Source organism: Corynebacterium aurimucosum, assembly GCF_046895345.1.
Classification (GTDB): Bacteria; Actinomycetota; Actinomycetes; order Mycobacteriales; family Mycobacteriaceae; genus Corynebacterium; species Corynebacterium aurimucosum_G.
Genome location: NZ_CP160096.1, coordinates 1,919,754 through 1,946,023, shown reverse-complemented (window position 1 = coordinate 1,946,023; position 26,270 = coordinate 1,919,754). Strand labels below are relative to the sequence as shown.

Sequence of the window (26,270 nt, the reverse complement as noted above, 5' to 3'; positions counted from 1 at the left end):
CCTGTGCCTTAAAAGAGGATTCTTTTTCCTTCTTTAATTTTTTGGATGAACTCTTTTTTGAGAAGCTGCAGGTAGTCCTCTACGTCCTGCTCGGTTTCGAGGGCAGTAGGCGAATTTGGTACTCGAATACTGCTTAACGAAATGTTTTTTGATTCTTGCGATTCTTTTTCGGGGTAAGGTTGGTCGCCCTCGTCGATATCCTTGGTTGTTGTGCTATCGGAAATCTCGCTGGGAGTTTCATTTCCTAGATCCACCGGATGCAAATCTAGGAAGTTAATGATGCTTACGTACGTTACTTCCTCAAAACGTTGGATATGTTGAGAAATGGCAGCAAACTGTCGTTCTGAGTCAACCTGCTCCAAAGCATGTCGCCACCTAGTTTCTGCCGAGGCTCGTGCGTTGGTTTCGGCCTTGTCAAAAGCGTCTGATCCCTGGATCAAGTCCCAACGCAGTTCCAGAACTCCCCGAGCCTCGATTCGTCGTGATTGGAGCTCATCTTCAAGCATGCTCTTGAGCTGGCGAGTGGCATCACGCAATTTAGCGACTTTATTACCACGGAAAATATTTTCATCGCCGAGCAAATCCTGAATCTTGGAGTGAAGCTCTTTAGCTGTGAAATCCATGTCTTCCAGGTTTGAAGAGTTCTGGGTAAGCAAAAGCGAAGCTTCATCGAAGATTTTGTGTTGTGAGCCAGTGAAAAACTCGCTAACCGGGCTGATGATGTCCTGCTTGGCATCATAGAGCTCATCAAGAGTTGCAAAATCTGTAAGGAACCACTCGTCATCGTGTGAGATGGTCTCCTGGAGAAGGGAGATAGGTTCCTTTAGATTCCGCACTAATGGGTACGCCGTGCGCTCAGCATATTTTTGAAGCTCAGCCAGCTTTGTCTGCAGCTTTTCATGGGTGTCTCGAGCAAGCTCTAGCTCATCGCCAGGTTCAGAGGGGAGGTCGAAAAAGTCCTTGTAGAACTCACGGAGCTCTGCAATCTTCTGGGGGTTGAATGACTTCTTTTCAACCAGGATAAGATGCGGCAGTTTATTGGTGTTCCGCAGAAGACTACCCGCCTCTGTTGGACGGATACGCCCGCTATCCATAGTCATAGTTAGCTTATTGGATGCGATGAGCCAGGCGATTAACACCTTGATGGACGTCGAATCCCAGCCGTAGGGTTTGGCATCAAAATGATCGATGACATCCTTGACCGTTACCAGTCGGTTCTGCACGAATTGGGTTGTGGTGACGTGGTTCTTGATCTCTGTAGCCGCAGCCTCGTAAGCCGCGCCCTCGTGAATTTCAAGAAGGGCATCTTGGGGAGTATTGAGTAGGCGGCTAATGGTTTCTTCTTGGTAGCTTCGGCCGCCAAGCATACTGAGGTGGGTGTAAATTCGGGAGATAAGACGGTTCGCGCCTTCGAGCATTTTTACTTCTGCGCCTGTAGATGAAAGCTGAATCACTTCGGCATTCATCACAAAGGTGCTTTCAGTAATTGCCTTTTCGAAACGGGAAACTAGCTCCTTTTGCAGTTCGCTATTGAGCGTGGCTTTAGTCTGCAAGATGCGCTCTCGGTTGGCGGAGACTGACGCGCCGTTATTATGGCGAATGTATCGCTCAGTCTGAAGATAGAGCCGGAGGTCTTCCATCAACCGCCTATCTTCTGGAAGAACAATACGTAGTTCATCTTTACCAGTGGAGTGGTGGAGGATCTGATCAAATCCATATTGGTAGCTTGGAGTGATGAGATGAATCGTGACAGCTTGTTGGGCCCCAATGGCGTGGTCGTCTACCAAGAGCCCGTAACGGAAGGTCTGTCCGGAAGCCTCGTGACGAATTTTGGTGGTCTTAAAAATCGATGAGATCATCTTGCCGATTCGCTCGGTGACATCGGATACTTCGATCTCGATGTTTTTGATCTCGGCTTCCACTGCCTGCTCTTCGTTGGTTAGGTACTCGTATGTATTGCCAGTTCGTTGTACATAGGAGTTCTTCTCCAACCGATCGAGAGCTTTCGTAACGCGCTTTTCCAAGTCCGCTCGGTTAACAGAAAAGTCGTCGTACATTAGTACCGACAGGTTTCGGCTTGTCGCTTTGAAGTTTTCCACGTATTTCACGAGGAAAAGTGCTTTGAGAAGTTTGATGGCTAACTGATTATCCTGTAGGTTCTGCTCGGCATCATCAATCGAGCGCTGTGCGTTCGACTTGAGCGCAGCCCGAATCCCTTCAAACATCTGGTCAAACGTGGCTAGAGTGCCGATTTTAGAGTTGCCGATCCTCTTGGCGACATCTTGGACGACCCCAAGCATGGAACGCTCGCCGACGGAAGAATTGCGGCCTTCGAAAGCGTTGTGGTCAGAGAGCGATTCGATTGATTTCTGGAACAAAGGGAACTGATAGGTGACGAAGGGATAGCCGCCAATGAAGTGTTCCTCGTCGAGGTAGTTGGTATATTCACGCGTTCCCTCACTGAAACCGAAAAGTGTCTTGAAGTTTTCATGATGGGCTTTGTACATCATGGAAAGCTCGGGTTTCGCGCTGTTTTTCTTCTCGAGGAGTCGTTTGCGAATGACTTCCTCTACATCGGAGCTCCTCAATTTAACGCGGTTGCTGAAGCGTGCCTGGATCTTCGAGAAGTCGTTGCCTTGTGACTTCGTGCGGTCTCCAATAATCCGCTCCATATCCTCTTGGGCAGTGACAAAAACCCATGCTTGACCATTGCATTTGGTGTTGAGGGTTTCAGCGATGGTCTGCAGGTTGAGCATTAGCTTCGTGTTGCTGCCGATGAACTGGCCGATCTCATCGACGAAGAAGTTTAATCTGAACCCCGGTTCCTGCTTCTGGAGCCAATCGTTCACATCCTCCGCAAAGTCTTCAATAGATATCGAATACTCATTTCGGTACTTATCAATGATGTTCGTGGGAGTTTCGTGGTCGGCACCAGAAACTTCGGCAAACGCCTGCGCGATGTTTATCTCTTCGAAAATTGCTTGCTCGCGGCCATCTTCCCATTTGACTCCGGCGATTCGCTCGTAGGCCTCGATGAAATTCGCAAGCAACCCACGGTTGTCTAAGTCGCGTTCAAACTTGGCGATGTACCCTTGGTTGCCAAAGTATCCACAGGATTCGTTAAAGACCTTGACGAAAACTGCTAAGAGCGCGTCCTGTTCAGATTTAGTTGACAAGCTTGCCTTCTGATCAATATTGAAGAGCAAACTTTTCGCTGGAATTCTTGAAGAATTGTCCAAGTCACCTTGGATGAACGCTTCCCCTGCTAGCTTGTCTCGGAAGCTATTGATGACTTCTGCTCGGGGAAAATCTTGGTTTTCGACATCACCCAGGAGATGCGCCATCATCTTTAGCAAGTGAGATTTACCTGATCCGAAAAAACCGGAAATCCAAACACCATTTGCGTTTGTGTAATTTGTGTATGCATTTAGGAGATCGCCGACCCCTTTGCGCAATTCTGCAGTGAGAACATATTCGTCGACTTCAGTCCTTAGCTGGGAACTGTCGTCAGCCTTAATGACGCCTTCGATTGGGCGCTGAATGTCTTTAAGGAAGAGATCGTTGATCGTATTGATGGCTGAAGCATTGGTATCGAGAGAATCCATTGGTCTAGGGCTCCTGTTCTAAGATGTCTTTCGCGCGGTAATACTGGTCATCTTTAAGTCGATTGAAAAGCACTAGTGCTGAACCGAGAGTTTCTGATTGGGTATAGCTTCCCGGGAAGTACATCAACATTGGCTTGTCTTTTATGACTGATTGCAAGTTGTTGAGGACATTGTGGGAGCGAATGAAAGGAAATACTTCCCCGACACCCGTGATGAATATGATTTGGGAATCATCATCCCTCAGCTCCTCTGCGATTGCAGGGGCTAGACGGTTTTGGGGATCGAGAAGGTTCTGCAACACTTCCAAAAGAGCCCCTTTATCTAGGATTTCTTCGGAATCTAGAATCCTGTCTAAGGCTCGCGTGCGAGAAAGCAATTTGAGAGACATCTCGTAGAGGTTGATTTCGGTGACGCCAATTCCGTCAGCCTTTAGTCTTCCGGTTAGTCGGTTGCGTCCTCGCTCTACATCAATTGTCTGCTCTGGCGGGTAGGCATAGATGAAAAATGGGACTTCATTTGCGAGTCCCTGCATATTGAGAAAACGCTCTCCTGACATGACCCTATAGAGGTGTTCCTCTTGAGCTTCGAGGCTTTGCTCTTTAATCGATAGGGTGTACATGATCTACGTCTTTCCTAAGGGCGGAGGTCGGTCGGAGGCGGGGAGTCCCGTTTCGCCAGGGGTTGCGTGTGGTCATTCAAAGACAGGGAAGAACCGGATTTCACTTGGTTCCTGTTGATTGAGAATCTGGCGAACAGGTTCAGCTAAAACTGCGCCTTCTATAGTGTCGTCACGCAAGAATCCTGCTTCTCGCATCATTCGAAAAATGACGCTGCGGCAGCGGGCCATACTCGATGGCTTAATCTCCGTGAGCTCGGCGTGCCACATTGATTTCTCTCGGACGAACTCATCGAAGACCTCGAGATCAAGGGCACGTTGGCGTAGGACATATCGATCACGAAGTACTTCGGAGGCGAAGTCTCCGATGAAGGTGTACCGGCGGCAAACTGCCAGCCACAAGATGTTCGTGGCATCATCCGGACTAGCCGAAAGCAGAATATCTATTTCCTCGTTGTTGAGAACAGATAGACGTTTTATTACTTCACCGCTAATACGGACAGCAGAGGATCGCGCTTGTGTTTGATAGAGGTTCTCATCTACGAGTGTGCGCCGTACTGAGGGCCAGTCATGAAGTTTTTTAAATACTTCTGCGGCGATGCGCGATTCTGAAACCATGAGACCACCAACAGCGAAAGACATGGCGTACTGGTCAGCGTGTTTATTGATCTGAGTATTTGGCACAGCTTCCCTTTCTGACCCCGTAAGTCTTTCGCAATGCGTGTTCAGCATTGAGCGTCCTTTATCTTAAGGGGTTGAGATGTGGATTTGTGGTGGTTTGGAGCGCGCGGCGCAATTGATGCCGAGAGATAATGTAGAGATTGCACTACGCTCATTTACCCCCAAGGAGAACCAACCCATGACGCACCGCGCAGACGCAGGGCTTGAGCCGGCTCAGGAGACGGCGGCGGCGCAGACGTCGTTTGTGCCGCAGCCAGGAAACCAGGAGGCGCGCCGGACGGACCTGCGCCGCTGGAAGGCGATTGCGCTGTCCTTCCTGATTGGTGCGGCGGTGATCTTTCTGGGGTGCTCGTGGTGGCAGGCGTCGGCAAGCGGGGCTCCCGTCTGGGTGGGCTACGTGCGCGCGGCAGCGGAGGCAGGAATGGTCGGTGGACTGGCGGACTGGTTTGCCGTGACCGCGCTGTTCCGCCGCCCCATGGGGCTGCCCATCCCGCACACAGCACTCATCCCCAACAACAAGGACCGCGTGGGTGATGCACTCAAGGACTTCGTGGAGGAGAACTTCCTCACCGCGGATGCACTCAGCGCCAAGGTGCGGGAGGCGGAGATACCGCTGTGGCTGGCGCGCCAGGGCGTGGAGCCTGGGCGGGCGGAGGAGGTCTCCGCGTGGATTGGTGAGCGCGCAGCCAGCGTGGTCGCAGACCTAGACCCGGCGGAGGCGGAGCAGTTCATTCGCACCCAAGTCATGGACCGCCTGGCAGAACCCGAGTGGGGCCCGCCGCTGGGACGCCTGCTGGAGGGCTATATCACGGAAGGTAAGGCGCGGCCGCTGGAGGATGACCTCATTGAGTGGGCGCACGGCAAGATTCTGGGCATGGAATCCACGGTGGTCACCGCCATCGATGAGCGCATGCCGGGCTGGGCGCCGCGCTTTGCCCGAGAGATGGTGGGGGAGAAGGTCTACGCCGAGCTCGTGGAATTCGCTGATGAGGTCCGTCGCAACGGCAACCACGAGGCCCGCCTGGCCATTCGCCGTAACCTGTCCAAGCTGGCTTCGGACCTGCAGTGGGATGAGGACATGCGCGGGCGCATCGAAGGAATCAAGCAGGAGATGCTGGCCTCCGATCAAGCGCAGAAGGCTCCGGCGGCGATGTGGGCGACGGTCTCTTCCACGCTCATTGAGCAGCTCACCGACCCTGAGTCCTTCCTGCGCCAGAAGATCACCGCCAAGGTGAAGGAATTGGCGCACCGTCTGCTGGAGGATTCGGAGTTCCTAGCGCAAGCCAACGAGCTGGTGGACAAGGCCGCGCGCTATGCGGTGGAGAAGTTCGCACCGGAGATCATCGCGATTATTCCAGAGACCATTAAGCGCTGGGATGCCCAGGAGGCTTCCGAGAATATCGAGCTGATGGTGGGCAAGGACCTGCAGTTCATTCGCCTCAACGGCACGGTTGTGGGTGCGCTGGCTGGGTTGGTTATCTACACTGTTAATCATCTGCTTTTTGGCGTCTAACAAGGAGTGACGACCATGTCCGTATTTGACTCAATCAAGAATGCCGGTTCCTCTGCTTTTGATGTGGCCAAGGATTTTGGTGGCCGTTTCAAGGAAGAGCGCCAGAACCAGGCCCAGAGCGCACAAGCGGATCGCATCGCGCGTGCTGCCGACGAGGCAGGGATGGGAGATGGCACCGCGAAGGAAGAGTCTTTCTTTGATCGCGTGACCTCCACGGCGAAGAACCTCGGGGAATCCGTTTCTTCCGCAGCGCGTGAGACCCGCAACTCGGAGTCCTTCGAGAAGGCTCGTGAGGATTTCAACACCGCCTTCAACGAGACCCGTGAGGGCGTGCAGGGCGCTATCAACAATGCCAAGGAGCAGCGCGCGGAGGGCAAGCATGCCCAGCAGCCGCAGGAGCCGCAGAGCCCGCGCAACCCTTATGCCCCGAAGCCGAATGACGATGTCATTGACGGCGAAGTAGTTGACGAGAACTAGTTAGTCTTTCTTGATGCACACTTTTCTGAACATTATTGCGTCGATACCGCAGTACATTTTCATGGCGGTATCCCTCTTCGCCCTCTTTGGTGCCGTCCTGGCAGCGATGACGCGGGAGGACGCCTTCCGCGCCGGTGATCGCCAGAACAAGTGGGTATGGGTCGGGCTGCTCGTCGGCTCCGCCCTGTTGATGAACCTGCCGCTGCCCTTTGTCAGCTGGATTGGCGCCATCATCACAGGTATCTACTGGTTTGATGTGCGCCCGCAGCTCAAGGCCATCATCAACGGCGATTATTCTTACTAATGCTGAATCTGCTTGAGGCCTCCGTGGAGGAGGTGCGAGACCAATCGGCGGGGCAGCAACGAGTGCTTGTCTCCCCGCACCATGTGCTCGCCGCCGAGGGGGCCGAGCACGTCATTGCTGTTGCCGGCTATCCCACTGGGCGCCACCACTCTTTGGTGAAGGCGGCGGAGGCGCGGCTGGCAGTTCAGTCTGGTGCGGCCGAGGTGTGGGTTGCGGTGGATGCGCTGCTAGGGGATGCCACCTCGCTCCTCTCCGAGCTCGTCACCCTCCGCGAAGCCTGCCCGTTGCCCGTGCGCTTGGGGCTCATTCTTCCTGAGCGTCCGGCTCTGCCGTTGCCGGAGTATGTGCATGTTGCCGAGCAGGCGGGCTATCAGTGCCTCATTGAAACGGGCTCCGTCGTTTCAGACGACGAAGCCCTGGATACGCAACTCTCCGTGGAGAGTCTTAATTCTTAATTAGCCGGAGCCTGCTGTGCTGGTGCGGTGGCGGAATCGAGCTCGCTCATCGGAACGTCGTGGCCAATGAGGGTGAGCGTGAGCTCCCCAGCCCCAACATCCACGGATTCGAAGGTCAGCTGCTGGCCTGCGAGCTGTTCCTCCATGCCTTCGGCCAAGGCATTCGAAATCGCGGAGGTGGCCTGCTCCGGAAGATCGAAGCCGAAGAGCGATGCTTCCTTCGCATCGATGGCGAGTTTGCCGTCGCGAGCCTCCGGCTTGAGTGAGAGCGTGGCCAGACCGCCGGCAAATTCCACCTCGAGATCATCCTCGGCATCGTTGGCGGTAATCGCGGTGACCACGAGGTTGCCCAAAGCATCATATCCGGACTGCTCAGCAATGGCCTTTTGGAAGCTGGCGAGTAGGAATTGATCCGGGACCGTCGTCGAAGCCCGCAGCGTGCCCGCGACCGGTTCTTGGGACAGCGTCATGTCTTCGACGTGGACATCAGCGGCCGGCTGGCCGGTGATATTGGTGCCCTCAATCTTCAGCGTGGACGGGGTCTTCATATCCATCTGCGAAATTTTCCCGTTGAGCAAACCAAAGATCATGGGGCTGGCACCAAAGCTCACCTCCGGTTCCTCAGAGGTCTCCACGCCTTGTTCCTTGGCGGACTGGGTGAATTCGCTCTTCATCTGTGAGCCCAAAAACCAGCGTATACCGAGCTCAGCTACCAAGATGATGAGCAGGAGTGCAACGAGCACGCCGATGAAAATTTTCCAGGCCGTTGATGCGGGAGATTTAGAAGAAGCCATGACTACTAGTGTGGCGCACGGGCTTAAAGTTGGCCAACTACGACGTCCCAATCCACTGTGAGCACGTTATCCCGCAGGCGGCGGTTCACCGGATGGATGGGCACTGTCTGCCGGAGTTCTTCGCGGGCTATGCGCCAGCGCACTCGCGGGCCGTAGGGCGACCAGCCGGCGGCACGGTCCCAGGCAGCGTCCGCTGCCTGCAAGAGCTCGTGGATCGGCTCGCCCGGCACGTTGCGGTGGATGAGGATTTTGGGCAGGCGCTCCGCGATATCGCTGGGGCGCGCAACGTCGAAGGGATCCCAGGCGAGGGTTAGGGTGCGCGGGCCGGAGGCATCGAGAAGCACCCAGGCAGCCCTACGCCCCAGCTCGTCGCAGGTTCCCTCCACGAAGAAGCCGCCCGGAGCAAGACGTGAGGTCACCGTGTTCCAGGCTTTCTCTACTTGGTCAACGTCATACTGGCGCAGCACGTTGAAGGCGCGCACCAGCTGCGGGCGGTAGCCGGCGAGCTCGAAGCCGCCGAGCTCGAAGGTGACGCCATCGCGCGGCGGCAGGACGCGCTCGGGGGAAATCTCTAGGCCCGTTACCCGGGTATTCGGATTAACGCTGCGCAGCCAGCCGGCCCACTCCACGGTGGTGGTGTGGGAGGCGCCGTAGCCGACGTCGAGAGCCAGCGGATCATCCGTGGAGCGCAGCAGCGAAGAGATCTCCGGGTGCGCCACCATCCAGCGATCGCAGCGGCGCAGGCGGTTGGGATTGGTGGTGCCGCGGGTAATAACGCCAAAAGGCCGACCAGCGCTTTCCTGAGCTTTCAGGTTATGCGCGTGATCGGCCATGACAACAACTGTGTTGTAGGGAGTTGTTTAGAGGTTGTTGGAGATCCACTCTTCGGTGAGCTTGCCCTCGTTGGTGTAGAGCTCCTGCAGAGCTTCAGCGACCTTCGGCTCGATGGCAGCGCCCATCATCGGGATGTTGACGGAAACCTCAGTGACGTAGTCCAGAACGGTGGTCTCATCCTGGGACTTGTAGGTGATGTCACCCTTGAAGTCGACCGGGGTGCCCTTGACGTCAGCGGTGAAGGAGACGGACATCTGATCATCGACAACCTCGCCGATGGTCACGGTGCGCTTTTCCTTCAGGTCCTGGGAGACCATGGCGCGAACAGCCTCCGGGAGGAGGGAGGTCGGAAGAATTTCGTAGAGCACAGCGGTGTTGCCGGTGAACTCGTGCACGGTACCCGGTTCCGGGGACAGCTTGGCCACGATGAAGTCCCAGTACTCCCGAGTGGTCAGTGCCTTGTGCACCTTATCGATGGGCTGGTTGATGATAACGGTGTTTTCGCTACGGGTTGACATGAGTTACAGACTACCTTGGTAGACGTGCTAGATAAATTCCTGACCCTCGCTGACATTGACGGAGTCACTCTGGATTCCGAGACCACCTTCGCCGATCTCACGACGCTGCGCATCGGTGGTGCACCACTGGTGACGGTGCGCTGCGGCAGCGCTGAGTCGGCGGTTGCGGCCTTGGCCGCGCTTGACGACGCCTCCCAGGACTACCTCGTCGTCGGCGGCGGCTCCAACCTCGTGGTGGCGGAAGGCCAGTTGGATGTCGTGGTTGTCATCCTCGACTACGAGGACATCGACGTCACCGTGGCCAACGGACTCGTGCGCGCTGATGCGGGCGCGGTGTGGGATGACGTCGTGGCCCTGACCGTGGAGTGCGGTCTGGGCGGCATTGAGTGCCTGTCCGGCATCCCGGGCAATGCGGGTGCCGTACCGGTACAGAACGTCGGCGCCTATGGCGCGGAGACCTCCGACGTCCTGACACAGGTTTACCTCTATGAGCGCGCCACCCGTACCGCCTCCTGGGTTCCAGCATCTGAGCTGGAGCTGGCGTATCGCTACTCCAACCTGAAGTTCACTGGCCGCGGCGTGGTGCTGTCTATTGAGCTACAGCTCACCACTGATGGACTGTCCAAGCCCCTGCGCTTTGGCCAGCTCACCCAGAATCCCGGTGAGCGCCGCCCGGTCGCGGACGTCCGCGAGGTAGTACTGGCGCTGCGCCGCAGCAAGGGCATGGTGCTCGACCCAGACGACCACGACACCTGGTCAGCCGGTTCCTTCTTCACCAACCCCATCGTGGAACCGCAGCTAGCCGATTCCATCCAGGAAGCCGTCCGCGCCGCCCGCGGCGATGAGGATGCGGACCGCATGCCGCGCCATGCGGTGCCGACAAGCGGCACCGCATCTGGAGAAGGAAAGGAAAAGCTCTCCGCAGCGTGGCTCATCGAGCGAGCCGGCTTTGCCAAGGGCTACCCAGGTGAAGAGTCGGGCGCGAAGGCAACCTTGTCTACCAAGCACACCCTGGCGCTGACCAACCGCGGTGAGGCCACCGCAGATGACATCGTTGCGCTGGCCCGCGACATCCGCGCCGGGGTTCAGAAGGCCTTCGGCGTGACGCTGGAGCCGGAGCCCATCTGGCTGGGTGTGAGCATTTAAGGAGGACTGGGGTGGCTAGGCCATGACGTTGAGCCACTCATCCTTGGCCGCTAGGAAATTGCGCGCAGCCTCCTGCGCGCCCTCGAGTGAGTGGTGGGCGCCCCAGCCGCACTGCACCTCGTTGGCGGCGGGAACCTCGGTGGCGGTGAGGATGTCATTGAGCGCGCCCTCGACGGCGCGGAGCAGCTCCTCCTGCTCCATGCCATTGGTGATGGCATAGAAGCCGGTGCGGCAGCCCATTGGGGCAAAGCCAACGAGCTTGTCTGTGTAGTTGCGCATGAAGTTGGCCATCATGTGCTCGACCGAGTGGATCGCCTCAGTGCCGAGGTGCGCTTTATTGGGCTGGCAGAAGCGCAGGTCATACTTGATAATCTCGACCCCGCCGCCCAGGTCAGTGCGGTCGGCGACGCGGATATAGGGGGCGGCGACAAGCCGGTGGTCAAGCTCGAAGGACTTTACGTTGATCTTGTTCTCGGAGTTCTTCTCAGTCATGCCTCTCCAGTGTAACCACGGCTTAGCCTGTGGCCTGAGTGTCCTTCCCCTGAATGCGGGCTGTGCCGCATACGCTGGTCAGATATGAGCGAAGAGGAGATTGCCGGCAACGCTATTCCGGCCGAAGAGCCAGAGACTATCGTGCCGTTTAAGAGCTCGACCATCCTTGAGGTCGAAGGCCACGACGAGGATCTCGATCCCCTCGCCAAAGGCAACCGGCTGCGCAAGGAGAGCTGGGGGCTGGTCATCCGCCGCACGTGGAATGATTTCTTCCACGATGCCTTCATGGACCGCGCCGCCGGAATGACCTACTTCACGCTCATGGCTTTTGCGCCCACGGTGCTGGCCGCCTATTCCATCGCCACGCTTATCTTCTCCTCCCGCCAAGCGGAAGTGGAGCAGCTGACTTCTGAGTTCATTGAGCAGTACGTTCCCGGGTCGCTATCAGAACAAGCCCATACGGTCGTCGGCACGATTATCGGCTCCAGCGCGCAGGGTACGTTGGCTCTGATCATCTCCCTAGCCATTTCGCTGTTTTCGGCGTCGGCGTATGTGCGGGCCTTCTCGCGGACAGCCAATACCGTGTACGGCCGGGTGGAAGGCCGCGGCATCATCCGCACGTGGGCGCTGATGTGGGGGCTGACAGCAGTCATTGTGGTCGGCGCGGTGATCGTGCTCTTTGCCAACCTGCTGCGTGATGCAGTGCTTAACGAAGGGCTGATTCCGCTTGCGCGCACCGTAGGACTAGAGGATGCCGCCACGTACTTGGTACGAATCTTCCTCCCGGTGTGGAACTGGCTGCGCTTCCCAGTCACTGTGGTTGTGGTTCTCACGCTTATCGCGGTGCTCTATCACTTCGGCCCCAACGTGCGTCCCGGGCGCTTTAGGTGGATAACCTCCGGTTCCGTGGTGGCGCTTATAGGCACGGTCGTGTCCTGGGGTTTGGTAGGCCTCTACCTGAAGTACCTCGCTGCGGCCAGCGCTTATGGTGCGTTGAGTACCGTCATGGCGGTCTTCGTGGCCACGTGGTTGATGAACACTGTGCTGATCGTCGGTATCAAGATTGATGCGGAGGTACTGCGCGCCAAGGAGCTGCAGCTGGGAATGCACTCCGAGCGTTTCATCCAAGCCCCGCCGCGTGCCGATAGCTCCTCCCAAGCCCAGGCCCGCGCCCAGGAAAGCTTGGAGCAGAGAGCGCGTGAGATTTCAGATAACGCGCGGCAGGCGCAGGATGAGCCTTCAGAGGAAGCAAGGGAAGAACGCGCCTAGTTGACAAAACCTTGTCCCTCGCCTTGACGGATCGGCGCTAAGTTTGGCAGATAGGGCAGTTGTGAAGCCGAGGGAAGGTGTACCTTCCGCGCTGCGTGCCCACCCGGCGAGTTGTCACTGTGCGGTTTCTTCCCGGCGGTGGCCCGAGGCTTTGTCTTGCCTGTGCTTTTCAAGCAGTGCTGAGATGAGGAAACCGAAGCCCGTGACCGTCGTGGTCTTTATTGCCCACTCATAATCAGCCATGAGCCAACCGATGAGGCACACAACGCTGAGCGCGCCGACTGCTGTGATGAGGAACTTTTCAATATCCATGTTTCACCCCTGGCTCGTGGAAGTCTCACAATTAAGTAAACGGTGCTTTATGGGAAAACTATCACGAGGTGAGAGGTGCGCAGACACCAAAGAAGCCGAGGAGGCCCGCTTCTTTGCGGACGTCCTCGGCTTGTTCTTAGGGCTTGCTGTTAGGGGCTAGGGCCTTAGGCGGAGGGGTAGGTGCCGTTATCGGTGAGGCGCGCGGAGTCGTCGAGAAGCATGGCAATCTCGGCGGCCTTGGCGTCCTGTGCCGGGAAGCGGCGGCCTTCGATGACCTCGAAGAGCGGGGCGCGGCCCAGCATGCCGGCCTCGAAGTGGGCCCGGCCGGCGCGCAGGCGCTGCTCGGCGCGCTCACGCCATTGGGTGGCGACGTCCGCCCCGCGCTGCTGAGCCACTGCCTGCTCGAACACGCCGGGGTGGGCGTAGACGATGAGCGCGCTGACGTGGCCGAAGCCAAGCGAGGTCAGTGCCGCGGCCTTCACGCTGTGGCCCGCAGAGCCGAGGTCCAGCGGGGAACGCAGCCACACCAGGTTCGGCGCCTTCGGGGCGATGAGTGGGTCAACACAATCCAGAGACACATTCGCTGGGATGCGGTGCGTGCGGAAGACGTCGATGATGCCGCCGGTTTGGAAGAGCGCGGCACCCGCTTTGGAGTGGCCGGTGAGTGTCTTCTGGGAGATGAAGCGCTCGTCGATGCCGCCGGCGACCACGACGTCGGCCTTGCCCAGTGCACTCTTGCTGCATAACCCAGATAAAGATCCAGCCCACTCTCGACTAGGTCGAGGCGGGCTGAACGATTAAACGAAGCTTGTCACGGTGCACAACGCCCCGCAAGACGGACGAACAAATGAGCAGGCAGCGAATGCGGTTGAATGGATGGTGTCAAGTTTTTCGTGGCTGGCTGAACTTTCCTTGCATCATCAATCGCATGTAGAAATCGCGTAGATCGTGTAGGCTCACACGCAGCACTAACAGCCCGAAAGAAGAAGAACAAGAAAGCATAAAGGAGGCGAACCGCGATGATGACCCATAACAATCAGCCGCTAGGACGCCTCTTTAAGCAACTCTTCTAACAGGCTGACTTGACCATTTCCCGGGAAAGCGGCCCTGCTTATCCCGGACGTTGGTGCCAGCCGCGCGACCCGCGCGCACAACTCACAAGTCAGCCGCCCAAGCAGGCCCTTTCTCACGAACTGCGTTACGCAAACGCAGAGAAAGGCTCTCTTATGCGCCTGCACAACTTCGCCTCCATTGTTGAAGACAAGACGGTGGCGCAGGCACAACTCGTCGCTGACCTGCCCTTCGTCTACCCACACGTGGCGCTCATGCCTGATGCCCACTTTGGCAAGGGCTCCTCGGTCGGCACTGTCTTCGGCACACTGCGTGCCGTCATCCCGGCGGCCGTCGGCGTGGACATCGGCTGCGGCATGATCGCCGTGCGGACCCACCTCACGCACGCGGAGATCCAGGACTTCGCTCTCGAGGACCTGCGCACCGCGGTCGAAGACTCCATTCCGCTCTCGCCCGGAAACTACAATGGTTGGATCATGGACCCGCGCACCGAGGCCCGCACGCGCGAGCTCTCGCAGCTGGCCCAGGACACCGGCGTGGATCTCGGCCACTCCAAAAACTGGCGTCAGCAGCTGGGCAGCCTGGGCGGCGGCAACCACTTCATCGAGCTGTGTCTCGACGAATCCGACCGCGTCTGGCTGTTCCTGCATTCTGGCTCGCGCGGCGTGGGCAACAAGATTGCCCAGAAGCACATCAAGGCCGCGCAGCGTCACTGCGAGAAGCACTGGATCCAGCTCGCGGACAAGGACCTGGCCTACCTCGTCGAGGGCACGGAAGAGTTCGACTCCTACATTGCGGATCTCCACTGGGCACAGCACTTTGCGCTGCTCAACCGCGATGAGATGATGGACCGCTTCCTCGACTGCGTCGCCACCTGGTCCGGCGCGGATCGCGAGACCCTCGAGCTCGAGCGCATCAACTGCCACCACAACTACACCCAGCGCGAGAACCACTACGGTAAGAACGTGTGGCTCACGCGTAAGGGCGCCATCAAAGCAGACGAAGGCGACCGCGGCCTCATCCCCGGCTCGATGGGCACCGCTAGCTACGTCGTGGAAGGCAAGGGCTACCCGCCGGGCCTCAAGTCTGCGCCGCACGGCGCGGGTCGCGTCATGTCGCGCACCCAGGCCAAGGCCCGCTTCACCGAGGCGGACCTTGCCGCACGCATGGAAGGCATCGTCTACCGTCCCGGCGCCGAGTTCGTCGATGAGATTCCGGACGCCTACAAGGACATCGACTGCGTGATGGCCGATGCCGCCCAGCTCGTCGAGGTCAAGCACACCCTGCGCCAGATCCTCAACGTCAAGGGCACCTAACCTGCGCCATGATGGGACCGTCACTTTTAGTGACGGTCTCTTTTGAGCTTTCCGACGCCCCCTCCTCCTGCAGCGTCGCATCAGCACGACGCTTTGCCTTATACAAGGAAACGAAGTGCGTGACCACTATTGATTACTGCTTATTTATCGCGAAGGGCTGGAACTGCTCGGCCGGTCGGGGGTGAAAGCTGAGTATTAAACTGCGTCGAGGCGAGTTGGCGTTCAGCATCGTCGACCAACATGAAAACATCGTCAGCGAAGTAACCGAGAAGCCCGCCCGCACCGATGACTTTCTTACGCAGAATGCCAGCGTCGGTGAGTGAATCGAGAGCATCTCGGGCCGTGCTTGTCGATGAAATCCCCAGCTCGGACTTCACGATGGACACCGTGACCAAAGGCATGGCAGGAAGCTTCTTGAGCAGTTGGAACTCCGTTGAATTCGATTTCAATGCGCGCTTGCTTCCTTGCGCAGTGCGGTGGTGATTGACCTTGTCCATCCATTCTGCTTCTAGCGCGGCGACGCTATCCGCAAGTTCAGCTGCTTTGGTGGTGGCGACTTGTGCAGCCTCGACGAAGAAAGAGATCCATGCCAGCACGTCACCCTCGCGGAATTTCGTGAGTCCGTCGACGTAACGGTCACCGAGCGTTGCCAGAACCATACTGACGGGGAGAACCGCAGCATCGGTGAGCCCTCTGCGCTGCAAAAGCGCGTGAATCATGGCTCGTCCCACGCGCCCGTTCCCATCCGGGAATGGGTGGATGGTCTCGAACTGGGCATGAACGAGCGCTGCTTGAACGAGCGCGGCGTGGTCTGCCCCGTTGAAGTATTCAATGAGATCGTCGAGGAGTCTTGGGACTTCTACAGGAGGCGGGGGGACAAAAGCCGCACCGATGGGGTGATAGTCAGACCCGCCAATCCAGTTTTGAGTAGTACGTACTCCTTGTAAAGGCTTTTCTGCAACGAGTGCAGTCTGCATTGCAACAATGTCATCCAGGACCAGCTCGTCTTTGTAAGCCAAGTCCGTATTGATGGTGTCGAGGATGGCGACATTGCGGGCGACAGCTGTTGCGGATTCTTTGAAACCGCGAATTTCGGAATCTGATTCACGCGCGAGGATCGCCATGGCCACTTTGTCGGAGTTGGGAGCGATTCCCTCGATCCGGGAGGAAGCGACGGCCTCAGAACGGAGCAGGAGTCGCGCAACTCCTTCAAGGGAGTGGGTATTGTCTCTCATCCCAAGATTGTGAATCTCCCGCTCGATGCGAACGATACGTCGCGAGAGCTCGGACGGAAGCTTCAACGACATGCCTGCGAGGGGATCGGGAACAAAAGCGTGATACTTACCTCCTTGTTTGGCCCGTCGAGAAAGACCGCTGCCATCAGCGGGGATCCATTCCAATTCGACTGTCTTTGCCACAGTTGACTCTTCTCATGCGCTTGGGGTATTGGGGATAAGACTTATCCCGGTAGATCGATATCTTAGTTTACCGGGATAGCTGTTATCCCGGTGGACTGCGAGCGCAATGCGCCAGATAACTCTTATCGTGAGTCACTGCTTTGCGGACGTGCGGTTGAAGGTGTCTCAGGTTGGGATCGATGGGCGCACCTACAATCCCCATGAGTGGTTCGTCGCGCCGCTTCCGGTGATCAATCAGGCGATTCAGATGATTCAGACTGGCGATATCGTTTCCGCCGTTTATGACCCTGAGAAGCAAAAGTTGGTCGAGCGTTAGCTGAAACGTAGTAGCCGATTCGATGGCGGATACAAAAGGCTCAGGCCCACTTCCCTTTTCAGGAAGCGGGCCGGAGCTCTATCTACTACTGGCTGGTCTGGCCAGCCAGTTAGCTAACGACTACATACTCGGGAATTCACCGTTTGCGCCCAGGCGCGCATCGGCGTCGAGGAGCATGGAGATTTCCGCGGCCTTGTCTGCGTCGACGAGGCCGTAGCCGTCAATCATCACCTTGGCGTCGCGTGCTGGGAGGCGGCGGCCCTCGATGACCTCGAAGAGCGGGGCGCGGCCCAGCATGCCGGCCTCGAAGTGGGCCCGGCCGGCGCGCAGGCGCTGCTCGGCGCGCTCACGCCATTGGGTGGCGACGTCCGCCCCGCGCTGCTGAGCCACTGCCTGCTCGAACACGCCGGGGTGGGCGTAGACGATGAGCGCGCTGACGTGGCCGAAGCCAAGCGAGGTCAGTGCCGCGGCCTTCACGCTGTGGCCCGCAGAGCCGAGGTCCAGCGGGGAACGCAGCCACACCAGGTTCGGCGCCTTCGGGGCGATGAGTGGGTCAACACAATCCAGAGACACATTCGCTGGGATGCGGTGCGTGCGGAAGACGTCGATGATGCCGCCAGTCTGGAAGAGCGCGGCACCCGCCTTGGAGTGGCCGGTGAGCGTCTTCTGGGAGATGACGAACATCGGCTGGTCCTCATCGCGGCCAATCGCCGGCCACAGCAGGGAGTGCAGCTCCGACTCGTTGGGGTCGTTGGCGTTGGTGGAGGTGTCGTGCTTGGACAGGACGCTGACGTCGTTCGGTGTCAGGCCCAGACCGCGCAGCGAGCGCGCCAGGCGGGAGTTCTCCCGGCCGCGGCCAGCACCCAGAGCGCCCAGGCCAGGGGCCGGGATGGAGGTGTGGGCGCCGTCGCCATAGGAGGCCGCGTGGGCGACCACCGCGAGCACCGGCAGTCCTAAGTCGGCTGCTAGTGAGGCACGAACGAGCAGGACCGTGCCGCCGCCCTCGCCTTCGAGGAAGCCGCCGCGGCGGCGGTCATTGGCGCGGGAGATGAAGCGATCATCGATTCCCTTGGCGGTCATCTTCGCGGTCTCCGCGGTGGCGTTCATGTCGCCGAAGCCCTGGAGGGATTCCACCTGGACATCGTCGATACCGCCGGCCACGACCACGTCGGCCTTGCCCAGGGCAATCTTGTCCACGGCTTCCTCAATCGACACCGCTGCGGTAGCGCAGGCACCAATCGGGTGAATCATGGAACCGTAGCCGCCCACGAGCGACTGCATAGTGTGCGCCGCGATGACGTTCGGCAGGGCCTCCTGCAGGATGTCCGACGGGCGCTCCTCACCGAGGAAGCGGGTGACGAAGACCTTGTGCAGGGACTCCATGCCGCCGATACCGGTGCCCTGCGTGGTGGCCACCTGGCCCGGGTGGATGGAGCGCAGCAGCTCCGCCGGGGAGAAGCCGGCCTGGGTGAAGGCATCCACCGCGCTGACCAGGTTCCACACCGCCATGCGGTCCAGGGAGTCGAGCATGTGCTCCGGGATGCCCCACTTGGCGGCGTCGAAATCATCCGGCATCTGCGCGGCGACGGTACGGGTCAGCGTGGCCTTGCGCGGGACCTTGACGGTCGCACCCTGGCGGCGGGTGACCTGCCATTCGCCGTCCACCTCGACGATGCTGACGAACTCCGGATCCGCGTCCTGGATATCGCGGGCGGTGGCCTCCGAATCCACGGTGAAGGTGACGTCACGGTCCAGGAAGACAGTGGTCAGGTCGATTGAGCCGCGGTCGGTGAGATGATACTTATCCGTCAGCGTGCGCACGCCGGAGCGTGCGACGACCTCATCGCGGAAGCGCTCGAAGATGTCCTCCTCGGCGATCTCTTCGTCGCTCTCGACCACGAACCAGCCCGGGTGCGGGTCCTCGCGCCATTCCACCAGCCCGGTCATCCAGGCCAGCTCCAGCACGCCAGCGGCGGTCAGTTCCGCGGAACCATCGCGCTGCAATCCATACTCGGCCTCGAAGCGCGTGCGGCCGGAGCCCCACGAGGAGACCTCGCCGATACCGGCGATGACCACCATGTCCTCCAGGTCCGTGGTGACCTGGCCGATTTCCTCCTCCAGGCCAGGCTGCACTGCTTGCACCTGGTTGGGCAGCGCGGTGATGGTGGCGGGGGCGTCCTGCTTCTCGTGCGGCGCGACATCAGTCGACTCCGCACCGGCAGTAAGCTCCTTGAGGGAGAAGCCCTCCAGCCCGCCGGTGAGGTCCTTCTCCACTGGGGCGTGAGCTGCCTGCTCGCGCGATTCTGCGCTGGCCAGCTCCATGAGCTCGGCGGAAATCTCCTCCGGGCTCCACACCTTGATGCCGGCCTTCTCGGCGGCAGGCACCAGCCCATCGTTGCCGCCCATGAGGTGCGTGCCGGCCACCCAGCCGATCTTGGCCTGGGCCAGGGTGACACCCTGCGGCCAGCCGGCTTCGACCTTCCACTTGTTGAGGATGGCATCGAGTGCGGCCTTGACCTCGCCGTAGGCGCCGTCGCCACCGAAGGTGCCGCGGTTGGGCGAGCCCGGAAGGACGACATGGCAGCGCTTGTCCACATCCTCCTGGCTCAGCCTTGCCAGCCCCGCAATGGTGCGCTCCACAGACCACAGCAGCAGGCGGGCCTGAGCCTCGGTGGTGCCGGAGGCATCCGCTAGCGAGCCGGACACACTCGGCGCGGCGAAGGGGAAGGCCAGCGTCGGCGTGAGGGCCGGCTTGAGGATCTTGACCTCGTTGCCCACGGACTCGCGCTGCTCGGAGCCTACCCAGTCGATGAGCGCGTCAATATCGCGGAAGCTCGACAAGTTCGCCGGGACCAGCCACAGGGCGGAACCAGCAGCGCCGTGCTCGGCATAGAGCGTGCGCGCGAATTCCTTGCGGGCCTGGCTGACACGGGAGGCGGTCATGATGACGGTCGCACCACCCTCCAGCAAACGCTCCACCAGCGCGGTGGCGATGGAACCAGGGGCAGCACCCGTGACCAAAGCAATCTCACCGGCAAACGCGCCGGGTGTGGTGTCCACGGCGGCCTCGGCGATATCCTCGCGCTTCCACCAGCGGGCCTGACGCGCCAGGTCCTCGCCGGCACCGCGGAAGCTGTCCACCGGGTACTCGGCCTGGCCCAGTGCCAGGCGGGCGAGGCGCTCGCGGGCGATGGCCCAGGCGTCGTCGAAAAGCACGGCCTTGTTCGCATCGAAGGAGGGCGTGACGGACTTGAGCCAGCCGGAGCCGAGCTCTGCCTCGACGGCATCGATGACGGTGGTATCAGGCGCCTCGATGAGCTCCGGCTCGGAGTCCAAGCCCAGCTGGGTAAGAACCTGGCGGGCGACAGTAGCCAGCACGCCGTTTTCACCGGTGACGGTCTCGGCGAAGGCATCGAGCGCAGCGGAGTCGACCACGGCACCGCCACCGGCACCACCAGCGGCCGCGCCCTTGGACACGGATGCACCGTAGGTAGTTGCGACGACCTGGACGGCGGCGTCGATCAGCTCGTGTGCTGCGGACTTCGAGGTAGCGCTCGCCGGCACGGTGTTCAGCGAGCCGCCGCGCACGGAATCCTCCTCGCGGGAGCCGAGCAGGATCTCGGCCTCGACGTGGGCGACCCAAGACTCGGGCAGGCCCCAGGTGCCGGTGACGTACTCGGCCACCGCGGCGGGCTTGAGGCCCGCAGCACCGAGCAGCTGGCGCAGGCGCGCACCGACGGCCTCACCCAGCACCGGGCCGAAAGCGGAGTAACCCGGGGCGGCGGTGGCGACCTTCTCGCGCAGCGTGGCCACATCGGCATCGGCGGCGCCATCGATGGCCGGCACGCCGATTTCCGCGGACATGTCCATGAGCAGCTGGTTACGGCGCGAAGACACACCGTTGGTCAGCTCCTCCACGGTGTCGGAGTCCGTGATCTGGTCCACGCGGATCTTGTTCTGGAAGGCGAAGAGCACCATGATGGCCTCCGCCGCGCCGAAGCGCAGTTCGGGGGCGTCGCTCGCAGCTGACGCGGTAGGTGCAGGAGTCGGTGCAGTCGGCGCTGCCTCAGCCGGAACCTCGGCTGGTGTTTCGCTGGGCTGCGGTGCCTCTTCGGCGTCGGATTCCGGTGCCGGTGCGGCGGCGGGGGCTTCGGAGACGTCGGCAAGCATAACCTGCTCCTGGTCGCGCTCCACGTTGAGCACGCGGATGGTGCCCTCCGGGATGCCGGCGACGGCCAGCGAGCGGGTAGCCAGGTTGGTCAGCGTCGGGGAAGAAGCCAGGCCGACCTCGATGATCTGCTCGACCTTGCCAAAGAGGAGCTCCTGGGTCTCAATCCAGCGCACAGGCGAAGCGAACTGCCAGGACAGCAGCTCGATGAGCAGCAGGCGGGCGAGCTCGTGCTCGGAGAGATCCTCCACCTTCAGCCCGTCCAGTTTGCCGGAGGGAGCCAGCGGTGCCACGGCGTCGACGAAGTCCTGGGTGAGTTCGAAGGGGCGGGCCACCAGGTTCGGGATGTAGCGGCCTACCAGGGCGTCCAGATCCAACTCCTGCGGCAGCAGCTCATCGAGCTTCTCCGCGAAGGCCGGAACACCCTCGCGCAGCACGCGGGAGTGGAAAGGAACATCGATGCCCGGGACCATGACCGCCGCGCGCGGGGCGATGGCATTGGCCTTGTCTACCAGGGCCTTGAGCCCCTTCTTGGTGCCGGCGACGGAGTACTGCTGGCCGCGGATGTTGTAGTTAACGATCTCCAGGAACTCACCGGTGGCCTCGGAGACCTCAGCCACCCAGGCGTCGACGCTGTCTGCATCAATGCCGGCCATGTTCGGACGCAGTGCCGCCATGGCGTATTCGGAGTTGCCCTCCGCATCGCGCGGCACCAGGCTGCCCATGGCGGAGCCGCGGGAGTAGACGATGTCGATAACGCCCTCGAGGTCGAAGATATTCGCCAGCGAGGCCAGCGCGGTGTACTCCCCCAGGGAGTGGCCGGCGAAGTAGGAGGTCGGGGCTAAGGCGTCCTCGGCGCGCAGGCGCTCGGTCTGGGCATAGGCCACCACAGCCAGGGCCACCTGCGTGAACTGTGTCAGGTGCAGCACGCCCTGCGGGTGGCGGAAGGTGGTGCCCCGGACGGTGAGCTCCGTCGGGTTCTCATCGACGATCTTCTGGATGCTAAAGCCCAGGTTCTCGCGGGTGTGCGCATCAGCGCGGCGCCAGGCCTCGCGCGCGGCCGGGGAGGCCTGGCGGTCGCCCTTGCCCATACCTTCGGTCTGGATGCCCTGGCCGGGGTAGACGTACGCCGTGGTCGGCGCGGCAAGCAGGGCCTGGCCGCGGGAGACCACCTCGCCGTCGATGCGGCAGGTGACCTCGAGGGCCTGGTGGATGCCCTTGCGGCCGACGCGCTCGACGGTGACCTCGATGTCATCGCCCAGCTGCACCATGCCGTACATGGAGTAGGTCCAACCCACCACGCGGCCGTGGCGCCCGGCCACCTGCTGCGCGGCGGCCGAGAGCCACATGCCGTGCACCAATGGTGCCTGCAGGTTAACCAGCTGGGCCGCGTTATAAGAGGTGTGAATCGGGTTATAGTCACCGGAGACCAGCGCGAAGGGCGTCATGTCCTGCGGGGCGGTGACGGTGGCGCGGTCGACGAAGGAGCGCGGTGTCGGTACCACCTTGGTGGCGGACTTGCCGCCGCCCCACTCTGGTGCCTGGCTCGGTGCGGCGGTGCCGGTGGCGCGGCCGCGGATGGCAAAGCGGTGCATCTGCGTGGCCACGATGTCACCGGAAGCGCGATCCTTGAGCTCGAGCTCTACCGTGACGATGCGTCCGGAGACGGATTCCTCGATGGCGGTGCAGGAGGAGGTGACGTCGATCTGGCGGCCGTCGGCAAGCTGCTCCAGCGGCACGCGCAGGTCGATGACGTGGTCCAAGTGCACCGCGTTGAGCAGGCCCTCGATGACCGGGTAGCCATCCTCTAGACGTCCGGAGCCGAGCGCAGCATAGATGGCCGGCCAGCACGGGCCAACCAGAACGTCCGGGGTGCCGGCCTTCTCTGCAGAGGAGTCGCCGCAGGTCACCGCGCTGTGTGCGGAGAGCAGCGAGGCCGGGAAGTGGAAGGAGTAACCCGACTCGACGGTGGGCATCTTAGTGATCTCATCGCCCTGCTCCGCCGTGGAGCCGACACCAGCCAGGCCCTCCAGGAGGGTAAAGACGGAGTTCGGCAGGCGCTCCTCGGAGACCACCGGGGAGCCACCCGTGGCTACGTCCTCCGGCAGGTCCACAGGGACGGTGACCTCGCGGACGTAGAAGGGGCGCTGCTCCTCCGGCAGGTCATCCCAGTAGGAGTCCGCCGTGATGACGATCTCCCAGTTGCCCTCGGCATCCTGGCGCAGGTCGAAGGCGTTCTCATCCATCTCATAAGCCGGGTTGGCCATGAGGTGGCCGTGCCACAGAAGGGTAGGAGAAGTGCGCAGGAATGCGGCCTCATCGGCGGCGGAGTTCAGGCGGGAGAAAGCCTTCTGCGGCTTGACTCCCTGCTCCAGCAGCGCATCCGTGGTGGCCTGCTCGAAGCGCGCAAGCAGGTCTGCAACCGGCTCGTTCTTCTTGGTAATGCCCGCCACGGCCACGGGGCCGGGGATGATGCGCACTTGGTCAGCGGTGTAGCGCTCATCCTGCGCCTGCCAGAGGGTGTCCTTGCCGAACCAGGACTTCAGGTCACCGTCCAGGGCCGGCACCCACGGCATGGGCTTGACGTGCTTGTAGTGCAGGGAAATCCACCAGGCGGCATCGCGCGCGGAGACCTCGGTGGTACGTGCGGCGGGGTAAGCCTCCAGCAGCTTCGCTGCGGCTGCGGGGGCGTCGTGGACGTCGTCAAGGCGTGCGAAGAGGGTTTCAATTTGGCCGTGGTCGGCCGGGTTCAGGCGGGCCTCAACGCGGTGCAGGAGATCGAAGAAGCGGTCATCCCAGCTCGGATCCACGAACGGGTGGGCCAGCTTCACAAAGCGCTCGATCCACTCGGCGTAGGTCATGGACTCGACATCGCCGAAGTAGGGCTTGCAGGTCTTGGCCAGGGCGTCGATGATTTCCTGGCGGTGGGCCGGGTACTCCTCGATGCTCAAGGAAGTAATCAGGCGAGAAGCCGCGGCGAAGGAGTTATCGAGGTCGTGGATATCCGCCAAAAGGTGTGACTGCGAGGATGCCACGCCGTTCGCACCGGTGCCGCGGCCGACCCATCCGCCGTTCGTGGAAGGCGAAATGCCTTCCGTGTTGACCAGCAAGTCCTTCACCGAGTCGGTGGCCTTGGCCTCCTTGGTGGCCATGGCGACGGTGCCGAGGAAGACGGCGTCGACAGGCATCGCCGGCATAGCGTGCTTCTTCGCCCACTCACCGGTGAGATAGGAGGTGGCGCGATCCGGGGAGGCGATGCCGCCGCCGACTGCCAAGTAGATGTTGGGGTGCTGGCGGATTTCGGCGTAGGTATCCAGCAGCATGTCATCCAGGTTGACCCAGGAGTGGTGGCCGCCGGCGTGGCCGTCCTCGACCTGCATGATGATGCGATCCTCCGGGTAGGCCGTGGCGATGGCCAGCACATCCCGGATCTGCTTCGCGGTGCCAGGCTTAAAGGAGATGAAGGGGAAACCATCGGCGTGGAGGCGGTCCAGCAGCTCGCCGGCTTCCTCTACTTCCGGAATGCCGGCGGAGATGCACACGCCGTTGAAGGGCGCGCCGGCTGCGCGGGCCTTGGGCACGATGCGCGCCTGGCCGAAGTGCAGGTTCCACAGGAAGCGGTCGAAGAACATGGTGTTGAATTGCGCCGTGCGGCCAGGGCGCAGGTGCTGTTCCATCGTGGCCAGGTGGGCGCGGAAGACTTCATCGGAGTACATGCCGCCGCCGGCCATCTCCGTCCAGTGCCCGGCGTTGGCCGCCGCAGCCACGATCTCGCCATCGGCAGACGTCGGCGTCATGCCGCCCAGCATGATGGGGGACAGGCCCGTGAGGTCGGAGAAGCGGGTCTGGGTATAGGTGCGGCCATTGGGAAGCTCGATGGTGCGCGGGGCGAAGTCAGCGTAGTTCAGGGCCTTGGGCAGTTCAGCGCCCGGCGTCGCCAGCGCATCGAGCTCCTGCGGGGTGGCAGCGGAGACCACGGTCACCCCGGTTCCCTGCACCACGCGGCGGGTGATGTTCGCCAAGGCGCGGTCGAGAACGATGAGGTGCTCGGAGTTGAGCGCGGCCAGAGTGGCCGGCCAGTCGTGTTCGTTGACCAGGATGGCCTCGGCCTGGGTGCGGGCCTCATCCACGTCGAGGCCGCACTTCTGAGCCAGGCCTACGGTGCGCTCAGCTGCCGGTGCGAGAACCGCGTTGTGGAAGGGAAGCGCTACGGACAGCTCATCAAAGCGCGGGCTGAGCTCATCGCCGCCGACGGTGCGCTTCTCCAACTCGGCATTGAAGCTCTTCACGGCCCCGTCGATGGCGGAGCGGGTGACAGCCAGGTCCTCCGGGGCACCAGACAGCGCGAAATGGCGGCGGCCGTTGACCACGGCGATGGCGGCGGTGCCGTGCAGGTGCTCAGTGACGAAGCTGCGTTCCAGACCCCGGATGGACAGCATCTGGGGGCGCGGGTCGGAGCCGTTGACCGCGCTGGCTGCGGTGCCCATCAGGATGGCTAGGGCTAGGGCTTCTACTGGCTTGTCGACGGCCATCTCGCCCAAGCTTCCCTGCGAATGCCCAGCGCGCTCGTCGATGTCGACGCCGAGATCACGCAGCTGCTCGATGGCGGCAATCTGGCCAAGGACGATGCCGGGGATGGACACTGCCGGCAGAGAGTCGAGGGCGTTGGGCTCGACGGAACCATCAATGAGCTGCTCGAGGCGCTCAAGTGCGCCAGGGCACGTGGAGGCAATGGTGCGTGCGGCGGGGCCGGTGAGGCTGCGGGCCTGGGCGAGGGTCTCGCGCAGGGTGTCAGCGGTGGCGGCAGTCTGCGCGGCGGTGGTGATGAAACCCTGCCAATCGGAGCCTTGTCCGGCGAAAAGTACGGCCGGGCGGGGCATGGAATGCAGCATAGTAACAGGCATCTTTCCTCTTTTGAGCTGATGGGGAACGGTTTTATGAAGAGCTGCGGGCAGGATTAGTTAG

18 protein-coding genes and 1 pseudogene are annotated in these 26,270 nt (G+C 60.8%); 8 read left to right on the top strand and 11 right to left on the bottom strand.

The window, feature by feature from the left end; genetic code table 11:
- Nucleotides 1-8: 8 nt before the first annotated feature.
- The 3 genes from brxC to ABZS45_RS09225 form a co-directional block, all read right to left on the bottom strand.
- Nucleotides 9-3,605, bottom strand: a complete 3,597-nt coding sequence (brxC, locus tag ABZS45_RS09235) for a BREX system P-loop protein BrxC (RefSeq protein WP_412099564.1) — start codon at nt 3,603-3,605, stop codon at nt 9-11.
- A gap of 4 nt (nt 3,606-3,609) precedes the next feature.
- The gene (locus ABZS45_RS09230; protein ID WP_412099563.1) at nt 3,610-4,224 is read right to left on the bottom strand and encodes a DUF1788 domain-containing protein; all 615 of its coding nucleotides are present in this window, start codon (nt 4,222-4,224) and stop codon (nt 3,610-3,612) included.
- Between the two features lie 72 nt (nt 4,225-4,296).
- On the bottom strand, nt 4,297-4,953 hold the full coding sequence (locus tag ABZS45_RS09225) for a DUF1819 family protein (protein WP_412099562.1): 657 nt from the start codon (nt 4,951-4,953) through the stop codon (nt 4,297-4,299).
- A 127-nt stretch (nt 4,954-5,080) separates the two neighbouring features.
- Here ABZS45_RS09225 and ABZS45_RS09220 point away from each other — a divergent pair, with 127 nt between their 5' ends.
- From ABZS45_RS09220 to ABZS45_RS09205, 4 genes are read left to right on the top strand one after another with little or no spacing between them, the layout of a single operon-like run.
- Entirely contained in the window at nt 5,081-6,415 is a 1,335-nt protein-coding gene (locus ABZS45_RS09220) for a DUF445 domain-containing protein (RefSeq protein WP_412099561.1), read from the top strand.
- Between the two features lie 15 nt (nt 6,416-6,430).
- Nucleotides 6,431-6,892: a CGLAU_01105 family protein gene (locus tag ABZS45_RS09215; RefSeq protein ID WP_412099560.1), complete on the top strand. Its 462-nt coding sequence runs from the start codon at nt 6,431-6,433 to the stop codon at nt 6,890-6,892.
- A 13-nt stretch (nt 6,893-6,905) separates the two neighbouring features.
- Nucleotides 6,906-7,196: a DUF2516 family protein gene (locus ABZS45_RS09210; protein ID WP_412099559.1), complete on the top strand. Its 291-nt coding sequence runs from the start codon at nt 6,906-6,908 to the stop codon at nt 7,194-7,196.
- Nucleotides 7,196-7,651, top strand: coding sequence for a deoxyribose-phosphate aldolase (locus ABZS45_RS09205; RefSeq protein ID WP_412099557.1), 456 nt, complete (start codon nt 7,196-7,198; stop codon nt 7,649-7,651). The genes ABZS45_RS09210 and ABZS45_RS09205 overlap by 1 nt, the downstream gene beginning before the upstream one ends.
- Here the strand turns inward: ABZS45_RS09205 and ABZS45_RS09200 are convergent.
- Genes ABZS45_RS09200 through ABZS45_RS09190 form a run of 3 tightly spaced genes read right to left on the bottom strand, consistent with a single transcriptional unit; the run spans nt 7,648 to nt 9,797 of the window.
- The gene (locus tag ABZS45_RS09200; protein ID WP_412099556.1) at nt 7,648-8,445 is read right to left on the bottom strand and encodes a DUF2993 domain-containing protein; all 798 of its coding nucleotides are present in this window, start codon (nt 8,443-8,445) and stop codon (nt 7,648-7,650) included. The genes ABZS45_RS09205 and ABZS45_RS09200 overlap by 4 nt on opposite strands.
- Before the next feature lie 23 nt (nt 8,446-8,468).
- Nucleotides 8,469-9,278: a class I SAM-dependent methyltransferase gene (locus ABZS45_RS09195; RefSeq protein WP_412099555.1), complete on the bottom strand. Its 810-nt coding sequence runs from the start codon at nt 9,276-9,278 to the stop codon at nt 8,469-8,471.
- Between the two features lie 27 nt (nt 9,279-9,305).
- Complete coding sequence (locus tag ABZS45_RS09190; protein ID WP_412099554.1) at nt 9,306-9,797, bottom strand: DUF2505 domain-containing protein; 492 nt, start codon at nt 9,795-9,797, stop codon at nt 9,306-9,308.
- A gap of 24 nt (nt 9,798-9,821) precedes the next feature.
- Here ABZS45_RS09190 and ABZS45_RS09185 point away from each other — a divergent pair, with 24 nt between their 5' ends.
- Complete coding sequence (locus ABZS45_RS09185) at nt 9,822-10,943, top strand: UDP-N-acetylmuramate dehydrogenase (RefSeq protein ID WP_412099553.1); 1,122 nt, start codon at nt 9,822-9,824, stop codon at nt 10,941-10,943.
- A 15-nt stretch (nt 10,944-10,958) separates the two neighbouring features.
- On the opposite strand, the gene ABZS45_RS09180 is transcribed toward ABZS45_RS09185, so the two are convergent.
- The gene (locus ABZS45_RS09180; protein WP_412099552.1) at nt 10,959-11,435 is read right to left on the bottom strand and encodes an S-ribosylhomocysteine lyase; all 477 of its coding nucleotides are present in this window, start codon (nt 11,433-11,435) and stop codon (nt 10,959-10,961) included.
- Nucleotides 11,436-11,519: 84 nt separating this feature from the next.
- Here ABZS45_RS09180 and ABZS45_RS09175 point away from each other — a divergent pair, with 84 nt between their 5' ends.
- Complete coding sequence (locus ABZS45_RS09175; RefSeq protein WP_412099551.1) at nt 11,520-12,704, top strand: YihY/virulence factor BrkB family protein; 1,185 nt, start codon at nt 11,520-11,522, stop codon at nt 12,702-12,704.
- Nucleotides 12,705-12,818: 114 nt separating this feature from the next.
- On the opposite strand, the gene ABZS45_RS09170 is transcribed toward ABZS45_RS09175, so the two are convergent.
- Entirely contained in the window at nt 12,819-13,016 is a 198-nt protein-coding gene (locus ABZS45_RS09170) for a hypothetical protein (RefSeq protein WP_412099550.1), read from the bottom strand.
- A 164-nt stretch (nt 13,017-13,180) separates the two neighbouring features.
- Nucleotides 13,181-13,696: pseudogene (locus ABZS45_RS09165) on the bottom strand (hypothetical protein); the annotation flags it as partial.
- Nucleotides 13,697-14,242: 546 nt separating this feature from the next.
- Between ABZS45_RS09165 and ABZS45_RS09160 the strand changes: the two are divergent.
- Nucleotides 14,243-15,403 (top strand): RtcB family protein, encoded by a 1,161-nt coding sequence (locus ABZS45_RS09160; protein WP_412099549.1) that lies wholly within the window; start codon nt 14,243-14,245, stop codon nt 15,401-15,403.
- Nucleotides 15,404-15,543: 140 nt separating this feature from the next.
- Here the strand turns inward: ABZS45_RS09160 and ABZS45_RS09155 are convergent, their stop codons facing one another.
- Nucleotides 15,544-16,821, bottom strand: coding sequence for a Fic family protein (locus ABZS45_RS09155; protein ID WP_412099548.1), 1,278 nt, complete (start codon nt 16,819-16,821; stop codon nt 15,544-15,546).
- Between the two features lie 106 nt (nt 16,822-16,927).
- Here ABZS45_RS09155 and ABZS45_RS09150 point away from each other — a divergent pair, with 106 nt between their 5' ends.
- The gene (locus ABZS45_RS09150) at nt 16,928-17,137 is read left to right on the top strand and encodes a hypothetical protein (protein WP_070443970.1); all 210 of its coding nucleotides are present in this window, start codon (nt 16,928-16,930) and stop codon (nt 17,135-17,137) included.
- A gap of 120 nt (nt 17,138-17,257) precedes the next feature.
- Here ABZS45_RS09150 and ABZS45_RS09145 read toward each other — a convergent pair whose 3' ends face one another.
- On the bottom strand, nt 17,258-26,209 hold the full coding sequence (locus tag ABZS45_RS09145) for a fatty acid synthase subunit beta domain-containing protein (RefSeq protein ID WP_412099547.1): 8,952 nt from the start codon (nt 26,207-26,209) through the stop codon (nt 17,258-17,260).
- Between the last annotated feature and the right edge of the window lie 61 nt (nt 26,210-26,270).